At 60.1% G+C, this 17,318-nt stretch carries 11 protein-coding genes; 2 read left to right on the plus strand and 9 right to left on the minus strand.

Annotated elements, in window-relative coordinates:
* Positions 1–59: 59 nt before the first annotated feature.
* From L4G42_RS01165 to acs, 8 genes are all read right to left on the minus strand, one after another.
* The gene (locus L4G42_RS01165) at positions 60–1,280 is read right to left on the minus strand and encodes an aspartate aminotransferase family protein (RefSeq protein WP_237250519.1); all 1,221 of its coding nucleotides are present in this window, start codon (positions 1,278–1,280) and stop codon (positions 60–62) included.
* Between the two features lie 294 nt (positions 1,281–1,574).
* On the minus strand, positions 1,575–2,558 hold the full coding sequence (argR, locus tag L4G42_RS01170; protein ID WP_237250518.1) for a transcriptional regulator ArgR: 984 nt from the start codon (positions 2,556–2,558) through the stop codon (positions 1,575–1,577).
* Between the two features lie 149 nt (positions 2,559–2,707).
* On the minus strand, positions 2,708–3,472 hold the full coding sequence (locus L4G42_RS01175; RefSeq protein ID WP_237250517.1) for an ABC transporter ATP-binding protein: 765 nt from the start codon (positions 3,470–3,472) through the stop codon (positions 2,708–2,710).
* A 21-nt stretch (positions 3,473–3,493) separates the two neighbouring features.
* Complete coding sequence (locus L4G42_RS01180) at positions 3,494–4,606, minus strand: succinylglutamate desuccinylase/aspartoacylase family protein (protein ID WP_237250516.1); 1,113 nt, start codon at positions 4,604–4,606, stop codon at positions 3,494–3,496.
* Position 4,607: 1 nt separating this feature from the next.
* The gene (locus L4G42_RS01185) at positions 4,608–5,306 is read right to left on the minus strand and encodes an ABC transporter permease (RefSeq protein WP_237250515.1); all 699 of its coding nucleotides are present in this window, start codon (positions 5,304–5,306) and stop codon (positions 4,608–4,610) included.
* Positions 5,303–5,992 carry an ABC transporter permease gene (locus L4G42_RS01190; RefSeq protein WP_065986205.1) on the minus strand — a complete coding sequence of 230 codons (690 nt, stop codon included), beginning with the start codon at positions 5,990–5,992 and terminating at the stop codon, positions 5,303–5,305. The genes L4G42_RS01185 and L4G42_RS01190 overlap by 4 nt, the downstream gene beginning before the upstream one ends.
* Before the next feature lie 91 nt (positions 5,993–6,083).
* Positions 6,084–6,860 carry an ABC transporter substrate-binding protein gene (locus tag L4G42_RS01195; protein WP_237250514.1) on the minus strand — a complete coding sequence of 259 codons (777 nt, stop codon included), beginning with the start codon at positions 6,858–6,860 and terminating at the stop codon, positions 6,084–6,086.
* A gap of 1,353 nt (positions 6,861–8,213) precedes the next feature.
* Positions 8,214–10,169, minus strand: coding sequence for an acetate--CoA ligase (acs, locus tag L4G42_RS01200; RefSeq protein WP_237250513.1), 1,956 nt, complete (start codon positions 10,167–10,169; stop codon positions 8,214–8,216).
* A 447-nt stretch (positions 10,170–10,616) separates the two neighbouring features.
* Here acs and L4G42_RS01205 point away from each other — a divergent pair, with 447 nt between their 5' ends.
* On the plus strand, positions 10,617–10,883 hold the full coding sequence (locus tag L4G42_RS01205; RefSeq protein WP_237259123.1) for a DUF2790 domain-containing protein: 267 nt from the start codon (positions 10,617–10,619) through the stop codon (positions 10,881–10,883).
* A gap of 191 nt (positions 10,884–11,074) precedes the next feature.
* Positions 11,075–15,571, plus strand: a complete 4,497-nt coding sequence (locus L4G42_RS01210; RefSeq protein WP_237250511.1) for a deaminase domain-containing protein — start codon at positions 11,075–11,077, stop codon at positions 15,569–15,571.
* Between the two features lie 91 nt (positions 15,572–15,662).
* On the opposite strand, the gene L4G42_RS01215 is transcribed toward L4G42_RS01210, so the two are convergent.
* Complete coding sequence (locus L4G42_RS01215) at positions 15,663–17,228, minus strand: sigma-54-dependent transcriptional regulator (RefSeq protein ID WP_237250510.1); 1,566 nt, start codon at positions 17,226–17,228, stop codon at positions 15,663–15,665.
* Between the last annotated feature and the right edge of the window lie 90 nt (positions 17,229–17,318).

Genomic DNA, 17,318 nt, shown 5'->3' on the forward strand with positions numbered 1-17,318 from the left:
AAATGTCATTGATGCAACGGGTACGCCAGCAAGCCGGCTCCTACACATTCAGCCCAATTTTACGCCCCGGTCAGCCTGGCAACCGCACGTTCGAAGCGGTTCAGGCCTTCTTCGATGTCAGCGTCTTCAACCACCAGACTCGGCGCGAAACGCATCACGTCGGGACCTGCCTGAAGCACCATCACGCCTTCCTGCTCGGCGGCGTTGAAGAACTCCTTGGCCTTGCCTTTCCAGGCGTCGGTCAACACACAACCGATCAACAGGCCCATGCCGCGCACCTGGCTGAACACGCCGTATTGCTGACCGATCTTCTCCAGACGGGCCTTGAACAATTCATGCTTGGCCTTTACGCCGGCCAGCACTTGCGGGGTGTTGACCACGTCGATGACCGCCTCGCCCACCGCGCACGCCAGTGGGTTGCCGCCGTAGGTGGTGCCGTGAACGCCAACGGCCAGGTGTTTGGCGAGTTTTTCAGTGGTCAGCATGGCCGCCATCGGGAAGCCGCCGCCGATGCTTTTCGCGCTGGAGAGAATGTCTGGCGTCACGCCGTAATGCATGTACGCAAACAGATGACCGCTACGGCCCATGCCGCTTTGCACTTCGTCGAAGACCAGCAGCGCGTTGTGGTCGTCGCACAACTTGCGCGCGCCTTGCAGGTATTCGAGTTCGGCAGGCAGCACGCCGCCCTCGCCCTGGATCGGCTCGAGCACCACCGCACAGGTCTTGTCCGAGACGGCGGCTTTCAGCGCGTCGAGGTCATTGAAAGGAACGTGGGTGATGCCGGTGATCTTCGGGCCGAAGCCGTCGGAATATTTCGGCTGACCGCCGACGCTCACGGTGAACAGGGTGCGACCGTGGAAGCTGTTCAGGGCCGCGACGATTTCGTACTTGTTTGGGCCGTACAGATCGTGGGCCACGCGACGGGCCAGTTTGAACGCGGCTTCGTTGGCTTCGGCACCGGAGTTACAGAAGAACACGCGGTCGGCGAAGGTGGCGTCGACCAGCTTTTTCGCGAAACGCAGCGCCGGTTCGTTGGTGAAGACGTTGGAGACGTGCCACAGCTTGTTGGCTTGTTCGGTCAGCGCGCCAACCAGCGCAGGGTGCGCGTGGCCCAGCACGTTGACCGCGATGCCGCCGGAGAAATCAACCAGTTCACGACCCGACTGATCCCAGACGCGAGAACCCTGACCGCGCACGGGGATGAACGCCGCCGGGGCATAGTTGGGGACCATCACCTGGTCGAAATCGGCACGTTGCACCGGTACTTGCTCAACGGACATCGGAGTCTCCTGAAGAGGAACGCCTGCCTGGGACTGGCGAGCGATGGAAGGATTGTAAGGACTGATTCGGGCCGGGCCTTGCCGCCAAGCGACAACTTCTTATAGCGCCAAACCGGCTTTTTACGGGGTTTTCGGCAATGCGACAAATTGCGTCACAAAGGCGCAGTTTAAACACTGCAGACCTGTAGGAGCGCGCTTGCCCGCGAAAGATTGATCAGGCGATAAAAATGCAGTAGGTGAACTAACGCCTTCGCGGGCGAGCGTGCCTCTACAGATGAAGGTCGCAAAGCGGATTCACCCGCGCTCGGCCGGCACCGATGACAATTCGAACGGGCTGCTGCTGCGGCGCTGATTGCGGTCTTCGCGGGGGGTGGCGCCGAAGAAGTTGCGGTAGGCGCTGGAGAAATGCGGCCCCGACGAGAACCCGCAGGACAGGCCGATCTGAATGATCGATTTGCTGGTCTGCATCAGCATCTGCCGGGCCTTGTTCAGGCGCAGTTCGAGGTAGTACTGGCTCGGCACGCGGTTGAGGTACTGCTTGAAGATGCGCTCCAGTTGACGGCGCGACACGCACACGTGCTGGGCGATTTCGTCGGTGGTCAGCGGCTCTTCGATGTTGGCTTCCATCAACAGCACCGCCTGAGTCAGCTTCGGGTGGCTGGAGCCGAGACGGTTCTGCAACGGAATCCGCTGACGCTCGCCGCCTTCACGAATGCGCTCCACCACCAGTTCTTCCGACACCGCGCCGGCCAGCTCGGCGCCATGATCACGGGCCAGCACGGCCAGCAACAGATCCAGCACCGACATGCCGCCGCAGGCCGTCAAGCGATCGCGATCCCAGTCGAACAAATGACTGGTGGCGATGACCTTGGGAAAGCGCTCGGCGAAATCGTCCTGCCAGCGCCAGTGCACCGCGGCACGGTAACCGTCGAGCAAACCCAGCTGCGCCAGCGGATACACACCCGCCGACAACCCGCCGATCACGCATCCGGCGCGGACCAGTTGCTTGAGCGAGCCACCAAGGGCCGAAGACATGGACGTCGGCGGCTCGTCGGCCAGCAGAAACAGCTTTTGAAACCCTTCCAGACGACCGACCCACGGCTCGCCCGGCAGTTGCCAACCGGCGCCGTCAACAGGCGGTTCGGCCTGCAGAAACGACAGTTCGTAAACCACTTCGGGGTGAACGCGCTGAGCAACACGCAGGGCTTCCTCCGCCAGCGCCAGGGTCAAGGCTTTGGTGCCGGGCCAGATGAGAAATCCGATTCGATGGGCAGTCATGGCGTGCAATCCGAAACGTGTCGCTAAAAGGGGTCGCACGCCTGGCATGCGATGGAATTCTGTAACCTTCAGTCAATGGCTGCGGTCTGAATGACGCGCAGCATGAACCGTTCTGAAGCAAAACGCACCGCTCTCACGTGGCGGGCGGGTTACTTCAAACTGCCGGACAGGAACTGCTGCAAACGCTCGGATTTCGGATTGACCAGCACTTCACGGGGGTTGCCGGACTCCTCGACCAGGCCCTTGTGCAGGAAGATCAGCTGGTTCGACACTTCACGGGCGAAGCCCATTTCGTGAGTCACCACCACCATGGTCCGCCCTTCCTGGGCCAGCGCCTGCATGACTTTCAGCACGTCGCCGACCAGCTCGGGATCCAGGGCGGACGTCGGCTCGTCGAACAGCATGACTTCCGGCTCCACCGCCAGCGCCCGGGCAATCGCCACGCGCTGCTGTTCGCCGCCGGACATGTGCCCTGGGTAAGCGTCCTTGCGGTGATAGACGCCAACCTTGTTCAGATAATGTTCGGCCTTTTCCAGCGCTTCTTTCTTCGGCATGCCCAAGACGTGCACGGGCGCTTCGATGATGTTTTCCAGCGCAGTCATGTGCGACCACAGGTTGAAGTGCTGAAACACCATCGACAGGCGCGAGCGCATGCGCTGTAGCTGTTTCGGATCAGCCGCCTTCAAGCCGCCGTCCTTGTTGGAGACCAGCTTGAGCTCTTCGTTGTTGAGCAGGATGCGGCCGGATTTCGGCTGCTCCAGCAAGTTGATGCAGCGCAGAAAGGTACTTTTGCCCGAGCCGCTGGAGCCGATGATGCTGATGACATCGCCGGCCTTGGCGGTCAGCGAAACGCCTTTGAGCACTTCGTGACTGCCGTAGCACTTGTGCAGGTCCTGGACTTCCAGTTTGTTCATGATGTCGGTTCTCACAAGTAATCAGTCACTGAGCAGGCGGCCGCTGCGCAACGGTGTGCGGCCGGCCACTTTGGCCATCCAGAAACCCGGCTGGGCGTAACGCAGTTTTTCGATGGCGAACAGCACGCCGGCGGTACCGGCACAGACGGTGGTGGCGCGATCGGTCAACGGGTCGATGACTTCGAACAGCGGTTCGCCGGGCTCGACCCACGCTCCCGCCGGACGTAAAAACGTCAACACGCCGGGATGGGGCGCATAAATCATTTCGGTGCCTTCGAACGGCATGCCTTCGCAGGCGTCATGGCCGGGTTGCGGCCACTCGCCGCTGATCAGGCCCTGCTCGGCCAGAAACGCCAGAATGCCTTCGGCGTAGGCCTCGGCTTCGGCCTTGCCGGTGTTGGTCTGACCGCCCAGTTCCAAGGTGGTCGCCAGGCAGGCCAGCGGGATCTGCGCATTCGGAAACTGCTTGGACAGACGCAACCACGGCAGCGAACAGGCTTCGTCGAACGAGCTGCCGCCGGAATCTTCGGCCAGCAGCGCAACGGTCACCCCCAAATGCGCCGACAACGAACGCCATTGCGGCCAATGCTGCGGCAAGGCGTACATGTGCAGCGAAGCGTCGGTGTCGCAATGCAGGTCCAGCACGACGTCGGCGTTGCAGGCATGACTGAGCAAGACGCGCTGCATCCCGGCCAGCTCGCTGCCAGCAGGTGGCAATTGCTCGAGCACGTCGGCCATGGCCTGACGGATCAGCTTGATATTGGCGTGGGGGTCGTCACCGAGCGTGCCCGCCAGCGCCAGGGCGACCGGCTCACTCAGCTCGGTGAAATCCCGATTGAAATTCTTGCCGCTGCCGTACTCGAAACGTCCCTGGTGGTTGCCCTGCAGCAACTGGCCAAGACCGATCGGGTTGGCGACCGGCACCAGCTCGATGACGCCATTGAGCAGGCCCTGTTCTTCCAGCTGTGTCAGGCGTTTCTTCAATTCCCAGGCGGTGCGCATGCCCGGCAGCTCATCGGCGTGCAGGCTGGCCTGTATGTAGGCCTTGCGCTCGCCCTGACCGAAACGGAACACACTCAAGGTACGCTGGGTGCCGAGGTTGCCCCACGGCAGATCGTGATCGATGCGCTGCATATCAGTGCTTCCTCGGTGCGAGGTAACTGAGCCAGCGGCGCTCGGCCAGCTTGAACAGTTTCACCAGAATGAACGTCAGGCACAGGTAGAAAACGCCTGCGGTGATGTAGGCCTCGAACGGCAGGTAGAACTGGGCGTTGACGGTACGTGCCGCGCCCGTAATGTCGATCAGCGTGACGATGGAGGCCAGGCTGGTGGTCTGCAGCATCATGATCACTTCGTTGCTGTACTGCGGCAGCGCACGGCGCAAGGCTGATGGCAACAGGATCCGCCGGTACATCTTGGCTTTCGACATGCCGATGGCCCGCGCCGCTTCAATCTCGCCCGGCGGCGTGGATTTCAGGCTGCCGGCGATGATTTCAGCGGTGTAGGCGCTGGTGTTGATGGCGAAGGCCAGACACGCGCAGAAGGTTGCACTCGACAGCCACGGCCACAGAATGCTTTCACGCACCGCTTCGAATTGCGCCAGCCCGTAGTAGATGAGGAACAACTGCACCAGCATCGGCGTGCCGCGAATGACGTAGGTGTAGCTCCACGCCAGCAGGTTGACCCAGGCGATTTTCGACACGCGCATCAGGCCCAGCGGCAGTGCAGCGAGCAAGCCGAAGAACAGCGACAGCGCGAGCAGTTTGAGGGTAATCAGCAGGCCGCCGAAATACAGCGGCAGGTTTTCCCAGACGACGTTGTAATCGAAAATCATAGGTCTGCCACCCTCACGCCGGCCGAGTAACGTTTTTCGATGTAGCGCAGTACCAGCAGCGAGACGCTGGTGATCACCAGGTACATGGCCGCGACTGCGAGGAAGAAAGTGAAGGGTTCGCGGGTGGCATCGGCCGCCTGCTTGGCCTTGAACATCATGTCCTGCAGACCGACCACGGAAATCAGCGCGGTGGCCTTGGTCAGTACCAGCCAGTTATTGGTGAACCCGGGGATCGCCAGACGAATCATCTGCGGCACCAGAATGCGGAAGAACACCCGGCCACTGCTCATGCCGTAGGCCATGCCCGCTTCGGCCTGCCCTTTGGGGATTGCCATGAACGCGCCACGGAAGGTCTCCGACAGGTACGCGCCAAAAATGAAACCCAGCGTGCCGATGCCGGCCACCAGCGGATTCAGGTCAATGTAGTCGTCGTGACCGAGCAATGGCGCGATGCGGTTGAGCAGGTCCTGACCGCCGTAGAAAATCAGCAGAATCAGCACCAGATCGGGAATGCCGCGGATCACGGTGGAATACAGATCGCCCAGCCATGCCAGCCAGCGCACCGGCGACAGCCGCAATGCCACGCCGATCAGGCCGAGCACGATCGCCAGCGCCATGGAGCACAGAGCGAGCTGCAAGGTCAGCCATGCACCGTCGAGGATGACGGCTCCGTAACCTTTCAACATGTTGTTTGGCCCTCAAGCGCGGGATAGAAAAATGGCGCAATCAGACGGTGCGGTGACCGGCTGCTTGCGCCATTGACGGCTTCAAAACACGTTACTTGCCGTAGATGTCGAAGTCGAAGTACTTGTCCTGAATGGCTTTGTATTTGCCGCTGGCACGAATGGCCACGATGGCTGCGTTGAGCTTGTCCAGATCAGCCTTGTCGCCTTTGCGCACGGCAATGCCGACGCCGTCACCGAAGTAGTTCACGTCGGTGAAGGCCGGGCCTACGAACGCGTAGCCTTTGCCGGATTCAGTGTTAAGGAAGCCGTCCTGCAGCAGGGTGGCGTCGGCCACGGTGCCATCGAGACGACCTGCGCCGATGTCCAGATAGACTTCGTTCTGCGAGCTGTACGGCTTGATTTCAGCACCCAGCGGGGCCAGGACTTCCTTGGCGAAACGCTCGTGGATCGAGCCACGCTGCACGCCGATGTTCTTGCCCTTGAGTTCGGTCAGGCCGTCGCTGACGACGGTGCCCTGCTTCATGACCAGACGGGCCGGGGTGTTGTAGTACTTGTTGGTGAAGTCGACGGACTTCTTGCGGTCTTCGGTGATGGACATCGAGGACAGGATGGCGTCGATCTTGCGCACTTTCAGCGCCGGGATCAGGCCGTCGAATTCCTGCTCGACCCATACGCACTTGACCTTCATCTCTTCGCACAGGGCGTTGCCGATGTCGTAGTCGAAACCGACGATGCTGCCGTCCGGCGCCTTCGAGGCAAATGGAGGGTATGCCGCTTCGATGCCGATCTTCAGGGGCTTTTCATCGGCGAACACTGGCTGTGCCAATACGGACAGTGCCAACGCACCCAGCAGCATGAGTTTTTTCATTTCTTGGAACTCCATCGGTATAACGCGACAAATGGCAGTGAGCGAAACGCTCAATGAACAGGAGGAATCAGAAATTGCGACGCGAGGTGCCAGTGGGTGTTTGAACCCGACAAGCCTTCGGCGAGTGGTCGGCATTTTAGCGGCAGGCTGAAAGTCGATATTTCTTCAATGCGACAACTAGTTACAGAAGCACATGGAATCGTAATCAGGCCAATTGACATCCAAAAAGCTTTATGCAAGTGCCAGAGATGGCAAACCTATCAACGAAGCAAATAACGCGCCCATTATTGGCAAAGCCTTTTAATCCGGCAAGTCCAGCGTGGGAGGGGGTTAATTCAAGCCGATGAAATGCTGTGTATTCGGGTCGAAACGCCCCACGGCGGGGCGCGAGGTTACCGGTTCGACTGTGCGGTAACAAATCGATATTTCCCGATTCCTGAGTCTAAACAAACTTGAAGATCGAGAGCGTCCGCCTAGGGGCGGACTGTTTCGCCTTCGGCGAGTTACTTGGAAAAGCACCCCAAGTAACCAAGGGTGCTTGCTCCTGGTTTGGCCCTTCCTTCGTCAGGGTTCCCTCACTTCGACGACGCTCCGTGGGCCCGCGCCGAACGGACATCCATGTCCTGACGGCGCTCTCGCCGCATCCATGCGGCTCGGCCCACTGCGCGTCGTCTGCGTTCGGCCTGCACCCAAGTCGCAATTGGCGGTGTTTGAACCTTTTGCGTAGGGAGATCAAAAGCGCGCTTATGCAGACCAAAGGCTTCCCGGCTAAAGCCTGTCCCACAGGGTGTACGCGGTGGTTTGTAGGACCGGCTTTAGCCGGGAATGCGTCGGTGTGTACACCCCGAAATTGATGATGAACGAAATGGCCTCTTCCCGGCTAAAGCCGGTCCCACAGGGTGTACGCGGTGGTTTGTAGGACCGGCTTTAGCCGGGAATGCGTCGGTGTGTACACCCCGAAATTGATGATGAACGAAATGGCCTCTTCCCGGCTAAAGCCGGTCCCACAGTGTGTACGCGTGGTTTTGTAGGACCGGCTTTAGCCGGGAAGCTTTTGCTTTTGCAGTTGATCTTCTACGCGATAGCCCAGACACCGCAAAACGCGACTTGGGTGCAGGCTGAACGCAGGTTTCGCGGAGTGGGTCGAGCCGCAGGGATGCGGCGAGAGCGCCGTCAGGACATGGATGTCCGTTCGGCGCGTGCCCACGGAGCGAGACCGGAGTGAAGGAACCCTGACGGAGGAAGGGCCCAACCGAGAGCAGGCACTTTTGGTTACTTTTAGTGCTTTTTAAAAGTAACTCGCCGAAGGCGAAACGTCTGCCGTTAGGCAGACGCTCTTGACCTTGAGAGATTTCAGGCGGCAGTCATGGTCTTGTGGGTTTCCACCAGCTGCGCGACCACACTGGGGTCGGCCAGCGTCGAGATATCGCCCAGCGCGTCGTACTCCCCGGTGGCGATCTTGCGCAGAATGCGGCGCATGATCTTGCCGGAGCGGGTCTTCGGCAGACCCGGCGCCCACTGAATCACATCCGGCGAGGCGATTGGGCCAATCTCCTTGCGCACCCAATTGCGCAATTCGATGCGCAGCGCTTCGTCCGGCACCTCGCCACCATTGAGGGTGACGTAGACGTAGATGCCCTGCCCTTTCAGATCGTGAGGCACCCCCACGACGGCCGCTTCCGCAACTTTCGGGTGAGCCACCATCGCGCTCTCGATCTCGGCGGTGCCCATGCGGTGACCGGACACATTGAGCACGTCGTCGACGCGGCCGGTGATCCAGTAGTAACCATCTTCGTCGCGACGGGCGCCGTCACCGGTGAAATACATGCCGCGGAAGGTCTTGAAGTAAGTGTCGACGAAACGGTCGTGATCGCCGTAAAGACTGCGCGACTGACCCGGCCACGAATCGAGAATCACCAGATTGCCTTCCGCCGCGCCTTCGATGAGGTTACCCAGGTTATCCACAAGAGCAGGGATCACGCCGAAGAACGGACGCGTCGCCGAACCCGGCTTCAAGGCAATGGCGCCTGGCAGCGGGCTGATCAGAATGCCGCCGGTTTCGGTCTGCCACCAGGTGTCGACAATCGGGCAATTCTTGTTGCCGACAGTGTTGTAGTACCAGTTCCAGGCTTCCGGGTTGATCGGCTCGCCGACCGAACCTAACAGGCGCAGGCTCGAACCGTCGGCGCCTTCTACGGCCTTGGTGCCCTCGGCCATCATGGCGCGGATGGCGGTCGGCGCGGTGTAAAGGATGTTGACCTTGTGCTTGTCGACGATTTTCGACACGCGGGTGATGTCCGGGTAGTTCGGCACGCCTTCGAACAACAGCGTGGTGGCGCCATTGGCCAGCGGGCCGTAGACGATGTAGCTGTGGCCGGTGACCCAGCCAACGTCGGCGGTGCACCAGTACACTTCACCGGGACGATAATCGAACACGCGCTCGTGGGTCAGGGCGGCGTACAGCAGATAACCCGCTGTGGTGTGCAACACGCCCTTCGGCTTGCCGGTGGAACCGGAGGTGTAGAGGATGAACAGCGATTCTTCGGCACCCATTTCTTTCGGCGCGCAGGTGCTCGATGCGACGTCCAGCAGCGAGTGGTACCAGATGTCGCGATGACGGTTCCACTCGATCTCGCCGCCGGTACGGCGGGCCACGATGACCTTCTGTACGCTTGCAGTTTCCGGGTTGGTCAGCGCACGGTCGACGTTGGCCTTCATTGGCGTTTTCTTGCCGCCACGCAGCCCTTCGTCCGCGGTGATCACCACTTTCGATTTGCAGTCGATGATGCGACCGGCCAGTGCTTCCGGGGAGAAACCACCGAACACCACCGAGTGAATCGCACCGATGCGCGCGCAGGCCAGCATGGCAACTACGGCTTCGGGGATCATCGGCATATAGATAGTCACGACGTCGCCGCGATGGACATCCTGCCCGCGCAGCGCGTTGGCGAACTTGCAGACTTCTTCGTGCAGTTCGCGGTAGGTAATGTTGCGGCTCTCGGAAGGATCGTCGCCTTCCCAGATGATGGCGATCGAATCGCCACGCTCGGCCAGATGGCGGTCGAGGCAGTTGTAGGAAACGTTCAGGGTGCCGTCGGCGAACCACTTGATGTCGACGCGGTGGTCGTCGAAGGAGGTCTGTTTGACGGTGGTGAATGGCTTGATCCAGTCAAGGCGCTTGGCTTGTTCGCGCCAGAAGCCATCGGGATTGACCACCGACTGCTGGTACATCGCCTTGTAGGTCGCCTCGTCAGTCAGCGTGTTGGCTGCCACTTCAGGGCGGACGGGGTACAGGGAAGCCGCACTCATCTTTCTTACCTCGGTGGAAATGTTGTTGTTTTATGACCCTGTTGTATCTGCCGGTGGCTGCAAAGGCCATTCGACGATGGTCTTACCGAATCCGAGCATAGCGCCGAAAGCGCCTGAAGTGCCCGGTTTCAGGCAAATCTTCATTTCCTGACGGCGACCATGGAACGAGACGGGCGCCCGGCACAGACTCGAAACGGCGATTGTTACCGATTTGCTCAACAGACTTTATCAAAATGGTTTCTATATGAATTCCGGACAGGGGCATAGAATCCATTCCGCCAACACGGCACATGATTGATAACTAACAGCCCCCCACACTGGACTGTCAATCAACTAACCCATCCGGTATCACGCGCTTCACCCAGAGCCCCACAAGGACTCTGTGAACCCTGCCGGCCGCTTTTTTTGCGCTGCAGTGTTAATGAAGCAACTTAGAGGAACTCAGTAATGAAAGCTGCACTGGTTGTAATGGCTCTTTGTGGTTTCAGCGCCATGGCAATGGCAGAAGAATCCGGCGCGAAAGTGGCCGCTCAGCAACAGCGTGTTGAGGAATATACCTACTCCACCAAGCTGGATATCGCCAAGGTCATTTCGGTGGATGAAGTGCCAAACGTCTGCCAGGTCGTTGCGCAGCACATGACCTACGAAGACTCGCAGGGCAGACGCCACGTGCTTGAGTATCAGGTCATGGGCAACGGTTGCAGCAACGGTTGATTGGCGTCTCAATGTTCACCGCCTCGCAGGCAATTGCTGCGGGGCCTGACGCATTGCAGGTGCATTGAAAATGTTGCTTTCAATAACTATGTAATACCCAGCGCTTCTTGAAATAGCGAACGTCTGCTGACCCCTGTTTCCCGTTATCACTGGGAACAGAACGTTCGATCGTTAATCAGGAAGCACACACTATGAGTAGCCACCGCGAAACATCCGGACTGATCCACCCAAGACTGCAACGCCTTAAGGTTGAGGACATTGTTACGCTCAACAAAATTACCGGCCCCCAACCCATCGCTGTCTCTCTTGCTGACATATTCAAAGATTATCTGACGGCTGATGCCGTCGTTGAGAAGACGCTGCGCGACAGGGATTACCTGGCGCTGATCCACCGCGCGCTCGACTCCGGCAAAGTGGAGCGCTATATCAGCCGCATGCTGTACGAGGGCGATGCACACAGGTCCATTCACCTGCAAAGCCGTGTGACGTTTTTCAGAACGGTGTGTCGCCTTGCCATTGAGCACGAACGGCCTGGCACACTGGAACCCGCCCTGGCCGAGATTCGCCAGAGCGTTTGCGCCTACAAGACTTTTTCCCTGGCCGACCGATTGTGGAGGACGTTGCCGCGACTGCGCCGTGTCGGCGCCTTATGGGCAGCGGCATTCCTGCTGTATGACGAATTAAGCCATGACGCGCCGGTACCCGAGACAAAGCCTTTACCCCCGCCTCTTGAACTGCAGGGTTATCAAGATCTGCACGCACTGGTCAGTCATCTATTGATCGATCAGCCTGGGGACTCCCTTTGCGTCAAACTCCTGAACCTGCTGCCCATGGACCTGTTGAGACTCAACAGCGGCCAATTTCGCCCTGCCAGTGACCGGGAAATAGCAGCGGGAGCCGACCTTTCCCCAGGCAGAGACGACAGAATGGCGTTTTTTCCGGGGGCTACCTTGACCCACCCTGCAGACGTTGCACTTGATGCCCTGTTGAACTGCGCGCCGTTTGCCACCTTGCAGAACGATCTGTTAGAGGCGCTGGAGTGGTACAACCCTGAGGACAGGAGTCTGGCGTCGAATCCGATGGCGCGGCAACTGGCGGTCCAGGCGTTGATCGACTGCATTTATCCGATCAATCAAAGGCGCATCGGCTACCTGCTGGATTTCCACCTGTTTGCCGAAGACAACGCTGACTGTTCGCTGTACGACATCCGCATCAATCTGATTAACAGTCTGCGCAACACCCTGGGCTGCCGGAACGCCGACGCGCAGATCATCATGCAATTGCTGGCGACGCGCTTTGCGCCAGAACTGCTACTGGCCGATGCACCCGATGATTTTCGTTACCAACCCGACCTGCGCTGGGCCAATCTTCGCCATGCCTTGACACTGGACCACGCGGCGCCGGGGTCCCGGACATTCGCGCAGTGGGAAGCGCTGCCCGCACAGCTTGCGGCCCAAGCCACGACGGAGGAAGAAAAGCTGCACATCGCAACGGCCCGAATCGACGCCATGATCGTGTGGAATCTGTACGAAAACCACATCATCGAACAACCCCGTTACGCTGCCGACGAAATCGCTCGCATGACCCGGTACTTCGAGTCCGCGTGCGATCAACAAGCACTCAATGACCCTCCCGATCGCCTCAATGGTGCACGACGATTGCTGATAAACGCGGGCATCAATCCCGACGCGGCGAATACGCTTGGCCCTGACAAGACCACCGAACTTGAGGCCTATCTGGACAATGGCACTGCGTATCGGCCTTCACGTCCTCCGGCAAACCCGCTTCCCGACGCAACGCTGCAGTTCAATAAGGCGTTTGATCGCTACCTGGAAGAGGCACGACAGACCTACACCCACCTGATGCGCCTGTTCCTGGACGGACTGCCAACGCTTCATCGCCAGCGTCTGCTAAGCGCAGATATCATCTGTTACGCGGCCGTATGGCGCCAATACGTCGGTCCGATAGTGGGCGCAGTGCCCTCGGTCGGCAGCAGCCCTGAAGGTGATTGGCTGGATTGCCGTGGCGGGCACGGCGGTTTGGTGCATGTCGTTCATGAAGGTCAGCACTGGGTGTACGAATTGTTCCCTGAGCGCTACACATTCGAGTGCATAACCGCCGATGCCCGTCAGGCGTCACTGCTTGACGATACAAACCTGGCCGCCCTGACGCTGGAGCTTCTGATCAATCCGGATCATGAGTTGTACAACGGCGTCCCCCTGCCCTATGAAAAGTCCGACCTCTCGAAAGTAGTGCGGTTGTCCCGCCGTCCAGGCGCCGACAACCGGACGCATCTGGTGCAGAGTTTCGTTGACCAGATTTTTCTGCACCACAGCGAGGAACTGCGCGAAACCTGCAAGGGTGCAACCCAGCGGGAAACCTACCAACGGCATCGTGAGTCGACCTCTGACGCGATGTATGCCTGGAAACTGATCAAATCGGTGATCCCCCTCGTCGGGTGCTTTGACGTCAACACCGGTGGCGACGCCCTCTCCTGCGTCGTCGACGTTACCGGAGAGGCTGGCCCGGTCATGACGATCGCCGGACGCACACTCAAACCCCTGGTCAAGCTGGGAAATAAACAGCATACCTGGTCGCCTCGTCCGCCTTCGCCGACCAGCCCCCGCCAGCAAAACGCCAGGTGGTTTGACGGACAGGCCGCCGAGCGCACACGTTTCGAGCGCCGGGTGCATGCCGCCGGTGCCACCGTGGTCACTGGCCAATTCAACCAGCGCAGCGGCATGTTCCAGCGCATCTCCCCCACTGACGCAACGGCCGATTCAGCATTGATACTGGCGAAGGTGGATAACGTCGACCAAGTGCTGGTACGAAACATCTCTACCGCTCAAACCCCGGACTACCGCTGGTGCAATCCCCACGATCAAAAACCCTATGGCCCTCTGCTCAGCCGCCACACGGATGCCTGGATGGATGAAACACCGGTGTTTACCACCACCCAGAAGCACTTGCTGCCTGGCCAGTTTCCGGGAGCCGTGCACCTGAACGAAATGGCTGGGCATGGCTACGATCTGTCGGTGGCGGGTGGCCGAAACATCCGTGTGTCGCGCCGGGGTCGATCAATGACTGACCTGATCATCGACGATGTCAGCTACCGCTTCGATGACAACCGGCCATCCGGCATGCTGCGAAAAGTCGAACTGGAACCGCGCGGGGCAAGGCTCGGGCAACTGGATGAGGCGCCCTCCCACTGCATCACCCGTCGGGGCGTGACGCAAACGAGCTGTTCCGGCGCACTGGTCTTGCTCTCGACGAAGCGCCCGGCGATCGACCCTGCTCTTGCGCCGCTCAAGCTCGGTGAGCAGGCGAGTCACGCGTTCATGACCCATCGGTTCAGACCTGTACTGCGGGTCACGCCGGTACGCGGACAGACCACCCCCCAAAGGACTCACCTGCTGGTAGACGACGGCAAGGTCAGTACTTGGGTCGACGAAACGCTACCGGGACAAGGCGCACAGAACGCACAGACGACGGGGCGCAAAATACTTGCACCCCTGACCCCGGAAGCAGCCCTTCACTTGGGCATCACCACACCACTGCAATACCGGTCAACCGTCCAGGGCAGACTGATGAAGGACCAGACCCTGGGGCTTGCGGATGACCTCGATGCCGCCTGGCGGGCCCGGATCAATCAAGAGCTGCCCGTGGTGCAACTGGACTCGATCTGCAAGACGGTCAACGACCAGCGTGAAATGCGTGCGATCCGGCTGACACTCCAGGACGGTCGGTACCTCGCCGTCGAAGCCGACACCGGTCGGTTCTACAAAGCCAGGGAGCGGCCGGGGGATGCGCAACTCGTGTTTTCGCGCATGACGTCCGACGCGGATATCGACGCCTATCTGACCTTAAGCGAGGGATACCGCCTGGGCTCGGGCCGACGCACCCTTGGCCAGGACATGGATAACATCGCCCGTATGCTGTTTGAACTGCAAAGCCCTGGCGTCGACATGCAACGCACCTATCGTCCCTACAGTTCAATCATGGAAGGCTACGCGCGAAACATCCTCACTCAGGAGCAGGCGCTGGAAAACTTCGTCATGCTGACCAAAAGCAGCATCGACAACTTCAAGCCCCTGACTGAGGTTGACCCGCTGACGCGCCAACACGTTGCAAGCGTGCTCGACTCACTGCTGCCCGCGTCTACGTCCAGACACCGTTGGGTCCCGGTGCGCGCCGCCGACATTGGCTTGAAGACGACCGGCGAAAATATCCGCAAACACCTGAACACGACCAATCTGGCGTTTCTTCTGGCCCAGACTTCGGACCACAAACACCACGTCTACTACGCGCTGGCGGGCGGCAAACGGGGCAGGAATCTGACGCTGCGTGCCCCCGAAACACGTGAAGGCGGCGCCATGAGGTTCATCGATGCGCGCGAACGCATGAACGGCCAGGCGCCGGACCCGGCCTTCACCAGCTTGCCGGTCCTGCGCACGGCAAAAAAACTCAAGATTCGCGAGCATGACCGCTACCTCGATGCCGAACGCCTGATCGCCACGGCGTTCAAGCAAGACATGCCGGCGGGGGCGCCCGTGACCAGGATCCACTTCTTTACCCTGATGGACACCTGCAATTCCTGCGGAGGGTTCGTCCTGCCGCGCCTGAAACTGGACTACCCGAACGCAGACTTTTCCGTCAGTTACATCCTGCCCTACACCCCGCCAAGCTGAGGACTGAGCGTCTGGTGCGGGTCTGTTCGCGCAGCGTGAGCGGGCGCGCCGGGGATGGGTGAGTAAACCGGCTGTGACGAATGAATCGCGACTACGAAGGATCGGGTTTCGGACCAAGGTCGTACTGACGTAATTTGTTGGCGATTGTGGTGTGGGAAACGCCCAGGCGTTTGCCCAACAAGCGGCTGCTCGGATGCTCTGCATGGAGGCGCTCGAGCAGCGCTTTTTCGAAGCGCCCGACGATGTCGTCCAGACTCCCGTCCAGCGAAAAACCACCCAACGGCTGACGCCCGCCGTATTCGGGGAAGCGGATGTGCTGCGCCTTGATCAATCCGCCCTCGCACAACGAAACCGCCTGAAACAAGACATTCTCCAACTGCCGGACGTTGCCGGGCCAATGGTACTGGCCCAGCCGGTCAAGCGCCTCAGGGGCGATTTTCGGGAGCGGACAGCCGATCTGCCGACTGGCCTGATCGAGAAAGTGCTCAACCAGCGGCGCGAGGCCGTCGAGGCAGTCGCGCAAAGGCGGGATGTGCAACGACAGCACGTTGAGCCGGTGATAGAGGTCCTGGCGGAATTCACCCCGGGCGCAGAGTTCGGACAAGTCCACCTGCGTCGCGCAGATGATCCGCACGTCCAGGTACACCTCTTCGTCGCTGCCTACCCTTCGAAAGCAGCCTTCCTGCAAATAGCGCAGCAGTTTCGCCTGCAACCGCGTACTCATTTCCGCGACGCCGTCGAGAAACAACGTGCCGCCCGAGGTCAATTCCAGCAGCCCCAATTTGCCTTCGGCGCGCGCACCTTCGAACGCGCCGGGGCCGTAGCCGAACAGCTCGGTCTCGGCCATGGATTCGGAAAACCCCGCGCAATTGAGCGCCATCATCGGCGACTGGCCTCGGGGGCTGGCCAGGTGACAGGCCCGCGCCAGCAATTCCTTGCCGGTGCCGGTTTCGCCTTCGATCAGCAACGGGGCATCCAGTGGCGCCATGCGTCGCGCCTCACGAACCACGGCCGCCATCACCTTCGAGCTTTGGAAGATGCTGTCGAACCCCCGCAGTTCCTGCTTGCGGACGTTATAGATGTGCTCGCCGACCCGGTCGGCACGGTGCAGGGTCAGCACCGCGCCGGCCATGGCCTCGCTGTCTTCGTGCTCGGATTGAAGGGGCGCGATGTCCGCGAGAAAAATGTCGCCCTTCACCTTCACGCGCATGCCATTGATGCGCGAGCGATTGGCACGCACCAGTTGCGGCAGGTCGAAGTCCTCGGCGTAACGGGACAGGGGGATGCCCGGCACCTCATCGACCCGCACGCCCAGCAACTGCGCGGCGGCGCGATTGGCCGCAACAATGGAGCCACCCATGTCGATGGAGAGCACGGGAAACTCCAGTGCGCCGAGCAAGGCATTGAGCTCCATATGCCGACGCTCGCTGGGCATCAATCCCACGCGCTTGACGCCGAACACCCCCGCGATGGTCTCGAATTTCGGCACCAGCGCCTGGAACTGCAGATTGATCAGGTTCGGGCAACGCAGGTAAATGGCATCACCATGCTCACCGCCCACTTCGCCGCCGGAGACGTTCACGCCGTAGGCCACCAGCAGCTGGAGGATGTCACGCAGGATGCCGACGCGGTTCTGACAATGGACTTTGATACGCATGGAAGGCTCGCGGACGTGGCATCAATTTCGGATTGGCCCGAGTTTATCGTCAACAATACGTTACAGCGCAAGCTCCAGATGAGGCAGCAC

This window comes from Pseudomonas petrae, assembly GCF_021728295.1.
GTDB classification, from domain to species: domain Bacteria; phylum Pseudomonadota; class Gammaproteobacteria; order Pseudomonadales; family Pseudomonadaceae; genus Aquipseudomonas; species Aquipseudomonas petrae.

Coding starts and splice junctions, on each gene's coding strand:
- L4G42_RS01165 (WP_237250519.1), bottom strand. CDS start 1,280: ATGTCCGTTGAGCAAGTACCGGTGCAACGTGCCGATTTCGACCAGGTG.
- argR (WP_237250518.1), bottom strand. CDS start 2,558: ATGACTGCCCATCGAATCGGATTTCTCATCTGGCCCGGCACCAAAGCC.
- L4G42_RS01175 (WP_237250517.1), bottom strand. CDS start 3,472: ATGAACAAACTGGAAGTCCAGGACCTGCACAAGTGCTACGGCAGTCAC.
- L4G42_RS01180 (WP_237250516.1), bottom strand. CDS start 4,606: ATGCAGCGCATCGATCACGATCTGCCGTGGGGCAACCTCGGCACCCAG.
- L4G42_RS01185 (WP_237250515.1), bottom strand. CDS start 5,306: ATGATTTTCGATTACAACGTCGTCTGGGAAAACCTGCCGCTGTATTTC.
- L4G42_RS01190 (WP_065986205.1), bottom strand. CDS start 5,992: ATGTTGAAAGGTTACGGAGCCGTCATCCTCGACGGTGCATGGCTGACC.
- L4G42_RS01195 (WP_237250514.1), bottom strand. CDS start 6,860: ATGAAAAAACTCATGCTGCTGGGTGCGTTGGCACTGTCCGTATTGGCA.
- acs (WP_237250513.1), bottom strand. CDS start 10,169: ATGAGTGCGGCTTCCCTGTACCCCGTCCGCCCTGAAGTGGCAGCCAAC.
- L4G42_RS01205 (WP_237259123.1), top strand. CDS start 10,617: ATGAAAGCTGCACTGGTTGTAATGGCTCTTTGTGGTTTCAGCGCCATG.
- L4G42_RS01210 (WP_237250511.1), top strand. CDS start 11,075: ATGAGTAGCCACCGCGAAACATCCGGACTGATCCACCCAAGACTGCAA.
- L4G42_RS01215 (WP_237250510.1), bottom strand. CDS start 17,228: ATGCGTATCAAAGTCCATTGTCAGAACCGCGTCGGCATCCTGCGTGAC.